Consider the following 14,685-nt stretch of genomic DNA (forward strand, 5'->3'; position numbering starts at 1 on the left):
ATCGGATGGGTTGCCGCGATGTCTTGTGGGCTCGATCGCGATGCGGCCAAAAGTGTCTGACAACATAAGCTAACTGTAATAGCATCGCCGGCTCGCCAGTCGAATTGGGTAGGCCAAGTGGGCGCGAAATTGGGAGACCAGGAGCGGGATTCGGCAGGTCTCGCGATTGGCGACGATCGCCATCCGGAAGACCAATACGCCGATTGGGTCGCGCGCTTCGGTGCGACGGTCTCTACTCTGGTCGATACGATCGGCCCCTTGCTCATCGCTGCCAGCCTATTGGTGCTGTCGTTCTCCATCGCTTTTCTGATCGGCGTCTATTTCGGCATGTTCACGCCGGCAGTGACGCTCGTCGTGGCTTTGCCATTAGCTGCCGCGGGTCTGTTTTTTTTGCGACATCGCATCGTCCCGAGACCGATCGGGGCCTTCAAAACGTTGCTGATCTTGCTCGTGCTCCTGGCGGCCGGGCTCTGGCTGCGTTATCCGACCAGTGCTCACATCCACGGCGGTCAGGATCAAGGCAGCTACTATAATGTCGCCATCTGGGCCGCTGAGCACGGCACGCTCGCGCGCACCGACCGAATCCTGGCCGACGCCGCACAGCAGAAGGCGCCTTATCTACCCGCCCTGATTCTCAATCCCAATCCCAATCGGGATTTCTACGAGGGCGACTACGAAGGCGAGCGTTATATCGGCGGGTTCATGATCCTCGACCAGGAGACGGGTCGAATTCATCCCCAATTCTACCCGCTAACCCCGCTTTGGATGGGGAGCTTCATTTGGCTTCTCGGCAAGGCCAATGCCTCGGACATAATGCCCGTATTTGGGATTCTGGCGGTACTGGCGGCGGCGTTGCTGACCTGGTCTTTGCGTCAGAGTCCGCTCGCTGCCGCAATCACATTCCTGGTCATGCTTTTCGGCGCTTTGGAGATCTTCTTCTCCCACTTCCCGGTTTCCGAAATTCTGAGCCAATGCCTGATTCTGTCTGGCCTGTACTTCGTCGCCAGGGGTTTGGAAGAGGAGGATAACCGGCTTGGCGCCCTTGGCGGCCTCAATTTCGCGGTTGCCGCGTTCAATCACGTGACGATGATTTTCTATCTCGTCCCTTGGGCGCTCTTCATTGCCTTGATTTACCTCCGGCGAAGCGACCTCCGGACCCGAAAGCCGGCGCTCGTCGCCTACTATATTTTTCTGGTGGGCATGGGCTTGCATTTGATACCCGCCCGCATCTCTCACGGCGCCTACGTATTCTTCAATCTCCGCAGCTCGTTCCCGCCGCTGGACTATGTCGGCATCGACGGAACCTTCGTCCTTCTTGCGTTGGCGGTGGCCGCGGCGGCGGCGGTTCCCTGGATCATGCGCCATCCTCTCTGGCGGCGGATCGCAAGCGACCGCGCGGTCACTTGGATGTGTCTCGGCCTGGCCGGGGCCGTGGTCGTGATGGCATCCCTCAGATACGGCTTGTGGCGCGCCGGCCTCTTCGAGACGAGTAATATCCGGTACACGTTCATCGACTCGATGACCTCGTTCATCACGCCGGCCGGCTGGCTGTTCATGGCCCTCGGCCTCTACGGAAGCCTGCGGCGGCCGCGCGACGCCGTCATCTTGCCGGCGTTGACCCTCTGCATATTCGGTCTGCTAATCTTGGTGATCAGTTTCTCGACAAAGTACCAGTGGTACTACACCCGCTATTACGTCAAAGAAATCTACCCGCTCGCGGTCATCTTCATCGCCATCGGTATCGCGGCGGTCTACGCCTGGAAGGGCCGTATCGGACAGGTCGTGGGCGGCGTGGCGGCCATCGCCTTCATCCTGTGGTCGGCCTATCCGACGGTCTACCGCTTCAAGGAGCCGTTTATCGGCGGCGCCTATGAACAGATGGTATCGCTCGACCACGCGCTCGAACCGGGCAGCATCGTCCTCTACCTCCAGGGACAAATTGGGCGGGACTTGGGCGCCGACTACAACCGCATTGCGCCGGCTTTGACCTATGGATTCGGGCACGATGTCATCGACCTTCGGCCTTATCAGCGCGCGGCCAAGAACGCCGGCCAAATCGGGCAGGCGGTCACATCGCTCAACACCCGGTTTGCAACTTATGGGCGGCCCATCTACCTCCTCTTTGTCGGCAATAAGCCCTTGCGGAAAGCGCTTCTCAGCCCCGGCGCCGAGCTGGTCGGCAACCAGGTGCATCGCTTCAGCCATCCCGAACTCGCTTATGGAATTCCGAAAAAGAACTGGAATTTCCAAATGCCGATGTACCTGTATCGGCTCTAGCGGAAACTCCCGGGCCCGGTCGCGTATGAGATACCGTATAGTCGATTAATGACGATGCGAGAGGTTTCTGCCATGCAGTCACCGGGTTCAACGGACGGCCTGTCGAACGAAATGGCGGTCAGCGTCATCGTGCCGATCCACGATGAGGAAAAGTCGGTCGACCGCGTGGTAACGGAAACTGTCGATACGTTGGCGCCGGCCGGGATCGATTTCGAGATCATCGTGGTCGACGACGGCAGCGCGGACGGCTCCTGGGCGCGCATCAAAGCCTTGTCGAAAAATGAGAGCCACGTCCGCGGCTTTCGATTGCGCCGCGAATTCGGCAAGGCCGCGGCGCTCTCGCTGGGGGTCCAGAAGGCCCGCGGTTCGGTCATCGTCACCATGGACGGCGACCTTCAGGACGACCCGGCGGAGATCCCCAAGTTTCTCGTCCAGCTCGCCGGCGGCGCCGATCTCGTTTCGGGGTGGAAAAAGGACCGCCGCGATCCGCTATCGAAAACACTGCCGTCCCGGCTCTTCAATTGGGCCACCCGACGCCTCGGCGGAGTCGCCATCCATGACATCAATTGCGGCTTCAAGGCGGCCCGGGAAGAGGTCTATCGCAACATACCGATCTATGGCGAGCTGCATCGTTACATACCGGTACTGGCACACCATCTCGGCTATCGGGTCGAAGAGATTCCGGTCCGCCACCGGCCACGCGAGCATGGTGTTTCGAAGTATGGTTGGGAGCGATATCCGAGAGGCGCGCTCGACCTCCTGACCGTGTTGGCGTTGACCAGATACGGCAACCGCCCCGGCCATCTCTTCGGCGGGCTCGGGATTGTGTGCGGCGGTGCCGGTCTGTTGATTCTTGCTTATCTCGCGATAGCCTCACTGACCGTGCCCGATCCGATCGGCGGGTGGCCGCTGCTGTGGCTCGCGATCATACTGATGGTCGTCTCGATTCAGCTTATCGCCGTCGGGTTGGTCGCGGAGTTGGTGGTCAACCGAACGGGTGGCTATCCGTCCCTCCCGTTGGTCGCCGAGGCGACCGATGGTCCCGACACCGCGGCGCCGGCGCGGTTGCACCAGCGCCTTGCCTAGATGGACGAAACATGGTTCCAAGGGCGGCGCGGCCGAGCCGCGACGCGGGTGTGGGAGAAAGCATGGCGGACCAAGTGGAATCGCGGGACCAATCCGATGAAAGGTCGGCCACAACTGCGTCCGTCGACGCGCTCTATGGCCTTACGCCCTGGGAGCGATGGCTGCTATCGGTGCCGAGGTATCTCCTCCGCGTGCCGCCGATATTCTTGGTTCTCGTTGTTGCTGCGGCGCTCGCTGCGCTCGGCCTGACCAATCATCTGTTCTGGGAGGAAGAGGCGAACACCACCCTGTTCGCCCGCAACCTCCTGAATTTCGGCGAGCTCACGGCCTGGGATGGAATCAACCTGATCGGTTATCAGGGCGGGCTCGAGCTGAACGATTCGCTGGTCAATACCCTCATCCCGCCGTTGCAATACTATCTCGCCGCCGCCGGTATGGCCCTGTTCGGCGAAACCACCCTCGGCGGCCGTATTCTATTCGTGGCCGCCGGTGTCGCCGCTTTGTGGCTGGTCTATCTGTGGACCCGGCGCCACTTCGGATCGCGCCTGCCGTCCTATCTGCCGGCCCTCCTTCTTGCCCTCAGCCCGGCCTACCTCCTCTATATCCGTCAGGCCCGCTACTACCCGCTCGGCGTTCTGTTCAGCGTCGCGCTCCTGCTGGCATGGTCGAGCCTGGATGGTCAGCGGCGCGGGTTCGTCGCCTATACGGCGCTTGCCGTCGCCGCCACCGCGGGCCTGATCTTCAGCAATTACCTGAATGCCGCCGCGCTGCTCGGCGTCCTGCCGGTGTTCCTGATCCTGGCCCGCTATCGAACGCGGCGCCATCTTCAGTTCCTCGGCAGCGTTTACGCCACCGCCGCGCTCTGCGGTGTCTATGTGCTGTTGGCGCGCAACCCGTTTGCCGTCGAGGTCGCCGCTATCGACCCGACCCCCGCCTTGGAGCGCTTGGCCACGTTGCTGTGGTGGAACCTCTCCGGCCTCGGGGTATTCGAGTTCATGGCGGTTCTGACGATCCCGCTATTGGTGCTGCCGCTCCTGTTCAAGAAATTGTCCGCCGACCGCCCTTTGGCGGCGGATGGCGCCGTCGTCTTGTTGGCCATGTTGGTGGCCGTGATCATCACGACGCTGTTTTCGCCGCAGAACATTGCCATCACGAAGATGGCCGATATGCGTTTTCTGGTCCCGATGATGGTGCTCGGCGCGGCGGTGACCGCCATCGGGCTGACGTTTCTTTGGCACGTGCTGCGCCCGCTGGCGCTGGTCGTCGGGGCGCTCGTCGTTTTCTCCAATATCCTCCATGGCGTGCCCCTCGCCGCCCGCCCGCTGTCGTGCACGCTTTGCGCCTATGTCGACGAGACGCTCCACGACTACAAGACGGGAACCGAGGCCCTGATCGACTATTTGCGGTCGGTTCCGGCCGGCACGCCGGTGCTGATCCGGCCCGACTATATGACCTACCCGGCGATGTTCTATCTGCCAGAGCTGCACTATTGCTGGCAGCTATCGGCCGACAAGGCCGGTACTATTGTGGGCGGCGTCGACTTGCCCGACTACGTCGTTAACGGCGGACAATGTATCGGGAGATTCTTCATCGGCGGCGCCGATCGTCGAAAGATCAATCGCGGATCGGTCATCGAGATCGGCGGCACGCGTTACGAATTCGAGGGCGCGATCCCAACATTTTGGCACGACGGCTCGCGACCGGAGATTCCCTGGCACAGCTTCGGCCCGGTGCCCGAGCGGCTCAACCGGGAACGCGGGTTCCTCGTCTTCAAGCCGGTCGTCGGCGATGATGGCTGAGATATCGACCGGACGGGAATTCGATACCTGATATGTCCGCGGCGCCGATCACATATCGGGTGATCCTTCTCTTTGCCGCGGTTGGCTACATTCTGCTCGCCATTCTCGCCTCCGGCTTGGGCGTCTACCACGAATATTTTCGCGCCCTCGGGATCGAGTCCCACCCCATCATTTTCGTCGACATGAGCCTGTTTTCGGACGTCGAATGCATCCGCCTTGGCAACGACATCCTGTTCGACCATCCGTGCGATCCGCTGGGGCGGCTTTTCAACCAGTCGCCGCTGTGGCTGGCGTTGTCGGTGCTGCCGGTTACCGGTGCGCTCAACTTGTACGCTGGTGCCGTGCTTGGCCTGACCTTTCTCGGCGTGATGTGCTGGATGCTGCGGCCGCGGAATCCCGGTCAGACGGTATTCTGTGCTGCCGCCCTCTTGTCCTCGTCGGTCATGTTCGCCGTCGAACGGGCCAACCGCGACCTCATCGTAATCCTTCTCGTCGTCGCCGCGACGGCGCTGCTCGGCCACGGGCGATGGCGGCGTATCATTGGCTACGCCATTCTCATTCTCGCTGGCCTGCTCAAGTTCTATCCGTTCGCGGCGCTGGTCGTCACCGTCGAAGAAAAGTGGCGCGGGTTCCTAGTCGTCATGGTGAGCTCGATCGTTGCACTGGCCGTCTTCGTGTTCGTTTCATTCGACGACCTCGCCATCGTCCTCGGCAATATTCCCCAGCCCATGAGTCGCGACGCGTTCGCCGGCAACGAGATCGTGAACTGGATCGTCTCCATGTCCGACCACTACCTGCGCGCGGCGTGGCGCGCCGATGCCCCCGCACTGCAAGGCGTCAGGTGGGGTATGGTCGCGTTGTCCGCCACGGCCTCGCTGGTCATCTGGCACCGGTTCGACGCCGCCGGAATACGATTGACCGGATCGGCCGCCGACCGCCGCCTTTTTCTCGCCGGCGCCGCGATGATCGCGTTTTGTTTCTTGGTTTCGCAAAACATCTCCTACCGCTGCGCGCTATTGCTGCTGGTGATCCCGCTCCTGTTGACGACGGCGGCCGAGAAGGGCGGCGACGTGAAAACGCGCCGTTTGGTGTGGCTGCTGTCGGCCGGCATCCTGCTTGTCCTGTGGGTGAACGCGTTCCATTTCCGCGTCGATCCGTTTTTCGACCGCGATCGCAATCCGCTGCCTTGGCACGCGGTCTGGCTCATCGACGAAATCAATTGCTGGGCGATAATCACGGTGCTGCTGGCGCTGGTCTGGCAGCAGGCGGCGGCGTCTCCGCTCCTCGCCTTGCTTGCCGGGACCCGGGCCGCACAGGCGTTCCGACGGGTCGGCGACTTGGCTGCCGGCCGGCCGCTCGCGGTGCCGCTGGCTAGCTTTTTGGTGGTGGCCGGAGCGGTGTTCGGTTTCCAGACTTTGACCGCAGGCGCGCGAACCGGCTCGGCAATCACCGGACCGGGAAATTCTGTCTCTATATCAAGCGTCTACACGACGTCGATGGCGCCGCCCTCGAATCGCTTCTCGACCGGTCGGTGGCATTCATGAAACGAAAATACGGCGTTGGAGTTGGCTCTTAACCCTGCTTCCACGCGGCGCGCGCGCGGCATTTGGCGCAGATGCGCTCGCCGGCCCATTCGCTCTCGAAATTCTCCGCGCACAACAGGCAGCGGCGGATCTTTTCTTGCCCCGTGGGGGCGGTTTTTTCAGCACTTTGCGACATATCGAACATATAGGCAGCAATCCTGACATATCAATGCGCGGACTGTCGCTGGATGCGGAATCGGTGCCCGAAGCGGCGAATCCGGGACCGCCGGCGCGAGTCCTGCCACTAAACCGGCATCCCCGCCTTGCGCAGACCCTCGAGCCAATGGTCGCGGTCGGCGTCATGGCGGAACGGCTCATCGGCGACGATATAGCGTTTCCAATCGACCTGGGGCGCGCTGGCGACGACCTCGTCGGCGATCCGCTGTGCCGTTTCCACATCCCCGCTTTGCGCATAGGCGGCGGCGAGCCAGGCGCGCACCCAATAGGGCGGCTCGCGGACCCGGGTCAGCGCCGCGGCAGCCTCCTCGTAGCGGCGCGCGACATAGAGTGCCTGGCCGAGATCTTCGCAGTACCAATCGGGATGATAGGGGTTGAGCCGCATCGCCCGGCTGATCCACTCGATCGCCTCCTCGGCTTGGCCGAAGAAGGTGAGCATCAGGCCCATGTGGGCTTGGCTGTTGGCGTCGTTCGGGTTGAGGTCGATGCTCTTGCGGTGATGGTACTCGGCGGCGTCGAAGGCGCGCTTGTAGAGCTGAACGCGGCCAAAGATGACGTGGCTGCGGCCGTCGTTGTCGTCGAGGGATAGCGCCTTGCGGGCCAGCGATTCGGCCTCGTCGAGGCATTCCATCGGACCATGCCATAGCCACTCATAGAGATAGGTCCCGGCGAGCAGCGCATGGGCGGCGGCGTAGCGGGGGTCGGTGGCGATCGCGGCTTCGAACATCTCGCGCGCCTTGAGCGTATCGGCCATGGTCAGCCGGTTGAGGCGCTCACTTCCCCGCAGCACATGATCATAGGCCAGATGGCTTTCGGTCGGCTTCTCGCGCGCGCTTTCGGCACCCGCGGATTCGAGCCGCCCGGCAAGGGTCGAGACGATGGTCTGAATGACGTCGTCCTGGACCGCGAAGAAATCCGACATGTCGATGTCGTAACGTTCCCCCCACAGGCGGCTGCCGTGCTCGGTCTCGATCAGTTGTGCATTGATGCGCGCCTTGTCGCCGGCGCGCCGGATGCTGCCGTCGAGCAGGAATTGGACGCCGAGCTCGCGGCCGACACCCTTGTGGTCGACCTCGCGGTCGCGATAGGTGAGCGACGAGCGGCTGGCAATAACGAACAAAGAGCGGAACCGCGACAGCTCGGTGATGATGTCCTCGGTAACGCCCTCGCTGAAATAGGCCTGCTGCGGGTCGTCGCTGTGGTTGCGAAACGGCAGCACGGCGATCGACGGCCGCGACGGCCGTGGCAGCGATCCGCCGGGGCGTTCCCGCCGGTAGCCGGGTTCCGGCATATCGACCGCTTGCACTCGGTAGACACGGATCGGCCGGACGATGTTCTTCAGGCTGCGCTCGCCGAGAAAATCGAACTCGTACGCGATCTTGCCGTCGACATAGTCGTAGACGGTGCCGGAAATAAACGTCGTTCCCGGCTCGGCGATGCCTTCGACCCGGGCCGCGACGTTGACGCCATCGCCGAGCAGATTGCCGCCATCGACCATGACGTCGCCGAGATTGATGCCGATACGGAACTGCATCTTCTGGTCGTCGGGCCGTTCGACATTGCGCTTGGCCAGGCTCTGCTGCATGCGTACCGCGCATCGCACCGCCTCGACCGGGCTCGCGAATTCGGCCAGCGCCCCATCGCCGGCCTCGCCGAAAACGCGGCCGCTGTGTTTTTCGACGAACTCATCGATGACCTGCCGGCAGCCCTGCAGCATGCGCAAGGTGTCTTCCTCGGCGTCACCCATCATCCGGCTGTAGCCAGCGGCGTCCGCGGCCAAGATTGTGGTCAGTTTGCGTTCGATGCGCTGCGGCGCCATGTCGTATTCGCTCCAGGTGCAGACACAGACTATGCGAAAACGTTCTAGCGAACAATTTCGTGCGCGCTGTGCGTGATATCACATTTCGGCGTTGCCGCCGCGGCATCGGGCGTGTTGGGCACGCCTCGTGACTCCTACTTAGAGCATCGTCGTCCCACCATCCACCATGATCGTCTGGCCGGTGATAAACCGGCTGTCGTTGGAAGCCAGGAACAGAACCGTCCCGACGAGATCGTCGGTTTCGAGGTTTTGCTTGAGGCACTGATTGTCGCGGATCACCTCGGCCGCCTTGTCGAGCTTGTCGCCGAAGAACTCCTCGGTGCCCTGGGTCATCACCGCGCTCGGCGCGATGGCGTTGACCCGGATCCAGTAGCGGCCGAGTTCGCGGGCCATGCCTCGCGTCATGCCGATGACGGCGGCCTTCGAGGTCGTGTATTGGAGGGCGAAAGGCAGGCCATAAGTCGCCGCCAAGGACGAGATATTGATGATGCTGCCGCCGCCTCGTTCCTTCATGCTGCCGACAACGGCGCGGCTGCAATTCCACACCCCTTTTACGTTGACCGCCATGCAGGCATCCCATTCGGCCTCGTCGAGGCGGTCGAAAGGGCCGCTCGACAGCGCGGCATACAGCGCCGCGTTGTTGACCAGGATATCGACACCGCCGAACGCCTCGACCGCCGCCGCCGCCATGGCGTCGGCACCGGCGGAATCGGCGACATCGAGCGTACAGGCAATGACGCGGCCGCCTTCGGCGGCGATCGCCTGCTCGGTATCGGTGCAATCGGCACGGTCTGCGGCGACGATCGCGGCGCCCTCCGCGGCGAGCGCTTCGGCATAGGCGCGGCCAAGGCCGCGCGCGGCCCCGGTCACGACGGCGACTTTGTCACTCAATCGGCTGCCCACCGCTTATCCTCTGATTCGAAACAGCTAAGATCGGCCACTATAGCCGCACCGGCGGTCGGTCTGCCACATCGCTACGCGGTCGGCCTTGCGGGGCGGCGCAATACGCGGAATGATGACGGCAAAACCGAAGCGGTCATGGGGAAATGGGTCTCTACAGCAAGTTCGTCCTGCCCTGGGTTCTGCACTTGGCGATGCGGAATCCGGAGGCGATGCGTCTGCGCCAAAAAGTCGTGCCCCGCGCCCATGGCCGGGTGTTGGAGATCGGCATCGGTTCGGGGCTGAATTTGCCCTATTACACCGACCACGTGGACAGCGTGACCGGGCTCGAACCGTCGGATCGACTGCTCGCGATGGCGCGGACTCGCGTCGACGAAGGACCGGCCGAGGTCGGCTTCGATATCGGCGACGCGGCGGCACTGCCGTACGATTCCGATACCTTCGACACCGTGGTTTCAACCTGGACCCTGTGCTCGATAGCGGACCTGGACGCGGCCTTGAGCGAGGTGCGCCGCGTGCTGCGGCCGGATGGCGGTTTCCTGTTTGTCGAGCACGGCCGTTCCCCCGAATATCCGGTTCGACGCTGGCAGGATCGCGTGACGCCGATATGGAAGCGGTGCGCCGGCGGGTGCCATCTTAACCGCGACATCGGCGGATCTATCGCCGCCGCGGGCTTTGCCGTTCATGATGTCGATACCGGGTACCTGGTGCGCGGCCCGCGCTTTCTGACATGGCACACGCTGGGACGTGCGGTGGCGAGATAGCTCGGGCGGCCTCGACCCGCTGGCCGGCTCGCCGGGCGCCGCCGCGACCCGAGGTCCGCTCGGCAAACTTGGCGATTCGCGCCGCGGTGACATGCCAGGAGGATTTTCGATTGACCCCGTTGCCGAACCGGCCCATAGCGGCGCTGGAATTTTGGTCCCGGGAGAGAACACGAATGGATCACAAGATCGACCAGCCGCTGATGGGGATTTCGGCGCGAATTCGCAAGTCACCGTTCTTCGATGCGACCCGCCGCTGGGGCTACCGCTCTTACACCACCTACAACCACATGCTGATGCCGTTGGTCTACGAGAGCTCGCAGGCCGATTACGAGCATCTCAATAGCGCGGTTACATTGTGGGATACCGCCGGCGAACGGCAGGTCGAAATTACCGGTCCGGATGCGGCGCGGTTCACCCAATACTTGGTCGCGCGCGACCTCTCCAAATGCAAAGTCGGCCAATGCAAATACGTGATATTGACGACGCCGCAGGGCGGGATCGTCAACGACCCGGTCCTGTTGAAGCTGGCCGAGAATCATTACTGGCTGTCGTTGGCCGACAGCGACGTGTTGCTGTGGGCGCTCGGTATCGCCCACCATATCGGCATGGAGGTTGAGCTGGCGGAGCCGGATGTGTCGCCGCTCCAGGTGCAGGGGCCAAAAAGCCGCGACCTGATGCACGACGTGTTCGGCGGCTGGATCGACGAGCTCAAGTTCTTCTGGTTCCGCGAGGCCGACCTCGACGGCATCCCCCTGGTGATCTCGCGCACGGGGTGGAGCGGTGAGCCCGGCTACGAGTTGTTTCTGCGCGACGGCAGCCGCGGCGACGAGCTTTGGGAGCGCATGATGGAAGCCGGCAAGCCCTACGGCATCGCGCCCGCCGCGCCCAACGCGATCAGCCGGATCGAGGGTGGGATGCTGTCCTACGGTGCGGACATGACGATCTTCGAAAACCCCCTGGAGGTCGGACTCGACCGCTTCGTCGATCTCGACCAGGAGGCCGATTTCATCGGCAAGTCGGCATTGCGGCGCATTCGCGAGACCGGCGTTTCGCGGCGCATGGTCGGGCTTCATATCGCCGGCGAGGCGATGCCCGCCAACCAGCATGTCTGGCCGGTCACGGTGGACGGTTCATGGATCGGCCGGGTCAGCAGTTCGATCTTCTCGCCGGGCCTCGAACGCAATATCGCGCTGGCATTGCTCGATATCGCGTATACCGAACCGGGCACGAGGGTCGAGGTCGACACCGACGCCGGCCTGCGCACGGCCGAGGTGACGACCTTGCCGTTCGTCGATCACGCCGCGGCGAAACGCAAGACCGGGACACCGTGACGGGTCGCCGGCAAGCGGAGGGCAGAACGCATGAGCAATCCCGTATTGATCGAAAACGACGGCAATGTCCGGATCATCACGCTCAACCGGCCGGAACGGTTGAACGCGATCAACGACGCATTGCTCGACGGGCTTAACGGCGCCCTGGCCGCGGCCAATGCCGATGATTCGGTCGGTGCGGTCATCGTCCGCGGCGCCGGGCGCGCGTTCTGCGCCGGCGACGACCTGATCGAGCAGGAGGACATGGAGGGCCTCGGCGAGGACCAGGTCCGCCCGTTCGTCGAGGCCATCCAAGACGTGACGCGAAACATCATGTTCGGCGACAAGGTGGTGATCGCCGCCGTTCGCGGGTGGGCCGTCGGCGGCGCGTTCTCGTGGCCGATCAATGCCGACTTCGCGATCTGGACCGACGGCGCGCGCGGTTTCTTCCCCGAGATCACCTACGGCATCTTCGTCAGCGGCGGTGTGACCTATTTGCTGCCGCAGCTGGTCAGCCGCATCAAGGCCCACGAAATGCTCTATCTCAGCCGCAAGTATGACGGCGCGGCGCTTGCCGAGTGCGGCTTGGCGTGGCGGGTCGTGGCCGAGGACGCGCTCGACGAAGCGGCGCTCGAATTGGCCCGCTATATCGCAGACCTGCCGTCGGCCGCGCGCCGCGCGATGAAGCATTGTTTGACCCGCATCGACAGGGACCGGCTGGAAACCGCCATGGCGATGGAAAGCGACGCCGTCGTCGAAAGCATTCTCGATCCCGAAACCTATCGTCGCATCCGCGAGGTCTCGGAACGCGGCCGCAAGAAATGACCATGAGGGCCTCTCACCCGGCGGCCGATTCGGTCGTCGCGCTGTGCCGGCGTGCCGCCGGCCTATGGCCCGCCAAGAACGCGCTAGTCTTCGATGAGACCGGGGAACGCCTGACCTTCGACGAGATCGACAAACGATCCGACCGCATCGCGGCGGCGCTGGCCGCACTCGGCATCGCTCCCGGCGACCGCGTCGCGCTTATGGTTCGCAACGTCCCGGCGTTTCCCCTGGTTTGGCTCGGCATCCTCAAGGCGGGCGCGATCATGGTGCCGGTCAATGTATTCTACCGCGTCGCCGATGCTGGCCACGTGCTTTCGCACAGCGGTGCCCGGGCCGTGGTCGCGGCGGACGAATTCGTGCCGCTGCTGAGCCGCGTCGTGGCCGAAGGCGGGCTGTCGGTTGTGATCGTTTCCGGCGATGGCACCGGCGACGGCGCGGTGCAAAGCCTCGACGCGCTGGTCGCCGCCGCCCCCGAAGACACCCCGGCGGTGCCGGTCCGGTCCGACATGCTGGCCAATATTCAATATACCTCCGGCACTACCGGCCAGCCCAAGGGCGTCATGCAGTCGCACGGCATGTGGGTCGATTTCTGCCGCCGCGTCGCCGAACTCCATGACGGGCTGTCGGCCGACGACGTCATCCTCACCGCCCAGCCCTTCTACTACCTCGATCCGCAATGGAACCTGGCTGTGGCATTCCTCACCGGCGCCGAGCTGATCGTTCTCGACCGCTTTCATCCGTCGACTTTCTGGGACCGGGTGCGCGCCTACCGGGTGACCTGGTTCTATTGTCTCGGCGTGATGCCGAAGCTGCTGCTCAAGCAGCCAGTCGACCCGCGGGACCGCGACCACGCGGTCCGTCGCGTGCTGTGCTCCGCGATCCCGCCGGTCGACCACGCCGCCATCGAGGCGCGCTGGGGCACGCCCTGGTTCGAAGCCTTCGGCATGACCGAGACCGGCATCGACATCGCGGTTCCGCTCGACGAGCACGATGCCTGCGTCGGCACCGGCTGTATCGGCCGCCCGGTCGCCGGCCGCGAGGCAAGAGTGGTGGACGAGGATGGGCGTCCCGTCCCGCCGGACGTGGTCGGCGAGCTGGTGCTGCGCGGCACCGGCATGATGGACGGCTATTACCGCAACCCGGAGGCGACCGCGGAAACCTTTCGCGGCGGCTGGATGCATACCGGCGATCTGGCGCGCCGGGACAATGACGGCCGCATCTTTTTCGTCGGTCGCGACAAGGACATGATCCGCCGCAGCGGCGAGAACATTGCCGCCGCCGAAATTGAAACAGTGCTGGCCCAGCACGACGCGGTGCGCCTGGCCGCGTGTCTCGGCGTCCCCGACGACCTGCGCGGCGAGGAGGTCATGGCGTTCGTCGTGTTGCAACCGGGCCACAGCGCCGAGACCCTGCCGCCGCCCGACCTCGCCGCGTTTTGTGACGACCGCCTGGCCTACTTCAAAGTGCCGCGCTATTGGGCCTATCGCGACGATCTGCCGCGCACGCCGTCGGAGCGCGTGCGCAAGGAGGCTCTGAAGGGCGAGCGCGGAGACCCGCGCGTCGGTGCCTGGGACCGGCTCGAAGAGCGGTGGCGGTAGGCCCCGACGGATCATGCGGGATTGAAAGGAGCAACCATGTCGCTTATCGATGCGAAACTTGAGGCCCTCGGCCTCAACCTGCCGGCGCCGATGCAGCCGCCGCCGGGGATTGTGCTGCCGTTTTCATGGGTTCGGGTGCGCGGCAATCGGGCTTTTGTCTCGGGCCATATCGCAACCAACCCCGACGGAACCGTTGCCGAGGCACTGTTGGGGACGGTGGGTGGCGACATGATGCTCGAACACGGTCACGAGGCGGCGCGCCAGACCGGGCTCTCGATTCTCGGCAGTCTGCGGCGTGAACTCGGCGATCTCGACAGGATTTCGGCCTGGTTGCGCGCCTTCGGCATGGTCCACGCGGCGCCGGGCTTCGACCGTTTCCCATTGGTGATCAATGGGTTTTCGGACCTGATCATCGAAATCTTCGGGACCGATATCGGCGACCACGCACGTTCGGCGGTGGGTCTCGCCGGCCTGCCCTTCGGCGCCGCGGTCGAAATCGAGGCCGAAGTCGAGATCGCCGGCTGAACACGGAGCGCACGCTGTACGA

At 63.8% G+C, this 14,685-nt stretch carries 12 protein-coding genes; 9 read left to right on the forward strand and 3 right to left on the reverse strand.

Annotation, left to right across the window (positions count from 1 at the left end):
- The first annotated feature begins 117 nt into the window (after positions 1 to 117).
- From GY791_00475 to GY791_00490, 4 genes are all read left to right on the forward strand, one after another.
- The gene (locus GY791_00475; GenBank protein MCP4326900.1) at positions 118 to 2,277 is read left to right on the forward strand and encodes a hypothetical protein; all 2,160 of its coding nucleotides are present in this window, start codon (positions 118 to 120) and stop codon (positions 2,275 to 2,277) included.
- A gap of 72 nt (positions 2,278 to 2,349) precedes the next feature.
- A complete protein-coding gene (locus tag GY791_00480; GenBank protein ID MCP4326901.1) occupies positions 2,350 to 3,363 on the forward strand; it encodes a glycosyltransferase family 2 protein in 1,014 nt (337 codons plus the stop codon).
- Between the two features lie 62 nt (positions 3,364 to 3,425).
- Positions 3,426 to 5,162 carry a hypothetical protein gene (locus tag GY791_00485; protein MCP4326902.1) on the forward strand — a complete coding sequence of 579 codons (1,737 nt, stop codon included), beginning with the start codon at positions 3,426 to 3,428 and terminating at the stop codon, positions 5,160 to 5,162.
- Between the two features lie 32 nt (positions 5,163 to 5,194).
- Complete coding sequence (locus tag GY791_00490; GenBank protein MCP4326903.1) at positions 5,195 to 6,706, forward strand: hypothetical protein; 1,512 nt, start codon at positions 5,195 to 5,197, stop codon at positions 6,704 to 6,706.
- A 28-nt stretch (positions 6,707 to 6,734) separates the two neighbouring features.
- Here the strand turns inward: GY791_00490 and GY791_00495 are convergent, their stop codons facing one another.
- From GY791_00495 to GY791_00505, 3 genes are all read right to left on the reverse strand, one after another.
- Entirely contained in the window at positions 6,735 to 6,890 is a 156-nt protein-coding gene (locus tag GY791_00495) for a hypothetical protein (GenBank protein MCP4326904.1), read from the reverse strand.
- 99 nt (positions 6,891 to 6,989) lie between these two features.
- The gene (locus tag GY791_00500) at positions 6,990 to 8,741 is read right to left on the reverse strand and encodes an adenylate/guanylate cyclase domain-containing protein (GenBank protein MCP4326905.1); all 1,752 of its coding nucleotides are present in this window, start codon (positions 8,739 to 8,741) and stop codon (positions 6,990 to 6,992) included.
- 138 nt (positions 8,742 to 8,879) lie between these two features.
- On the reverse strand, positions 8,880 to 9,644 hold the full coding sequence (locus GY791_00505) for a glucose 1-dehydrogenase (GenBank protein MCP4326906.1): 765 nt from the start codon (positions 9,642 to 9,644) through the stop codon (positions 8,880 to 8,882).
- A 143-nt stretch (positions 9,645 to 9,787) separates the two neighbouring features.
- Between GY791_00505 and GY791_00510 the strand changes: the two genes are divergently transcribed.
- The 5 genes from GY791_00510 (at position 9,788) to GY791_00530 (ending at position 14,663) form a co-directional block, all read left to right on the forward strand.
- Positions 9,788 to 10,405 carry a class I SAM-dependent methyltransferase gene (locus GY791_00510; protein ID MCP4326907.1) on the forward strand — a complete coding sequence of 206 codons (618 nt, stop codon included), beginning with the start codon at positions 9,788 to 9,790 and terminating at the stop codon, positions 10,403 to 10,405.
- 200 nt (positions 10,406 to 10,605) lie between these two features.
- Positions 10,606 to 11,736: a dimethylsulfoniopropionate demethylase gene (locus GY791_00515; GenBank protein ID MCP4326908.1), complete on the forward strand. Its 1,131-nt coding sequence runs from the start codon at positions 10,606 to 10,608 to the stop codon at positions 11,734 to 11,736.
- Between the two features lie 30 nt (positions 11,737 to 11,766).
- Positions 11,767 to 12,540 carry an enoyl-CoA hydratase/isomerase family protein gene (locus GY791_00520; GenBank protein ID MCP4326909.1) on the forward strand — a complete coding sequence of 258 codons (774 nt, stop codon included), beginning with the start codon at positions 11,767 to 11,769 and terminating at the stop codon, positions 12,538 to 12,540.
- A 2-nt stretch (positions 12,541 to 12,542) separates the two neighbouring features.
- The gene (locus GY791_00525) at positions 12,543 to 14,138 is read left to right on the forward strand and encodes an ATP-dependent acyl-CoA ligase (protein ID MCP4326910.1); all 1,596 of its coding nucleotides are present in this window, start codon (positions 12,543 to 12,545) and stop codon (positions 14,136 to 14,138) included.
- 36 nt (positions 14,139 to 14,174) lie between these two features.
- Positions 14,175 to 14,663, forward strand: a complete 489-nt coding sequence (locus GY791_00530) for a RidA family protein (protein ID MCP4326911.1) — start codon at positions 14,175 to 14,177, stop codon at positions 14,661 to 14,663.
- Positions 14,664 to 14,685 lie beyond the last annotated feature (22 nt).

The organism is Alphaproteobacteria bacterium (genome assembly GCA_024244705.1).
In the GTDB taxonomy this organism is placed as follows: Bacteria; Pseudomonadota; Alphaproteobacteria; order JAAEOK01; family JAAEOK01; genus JAAEOK01.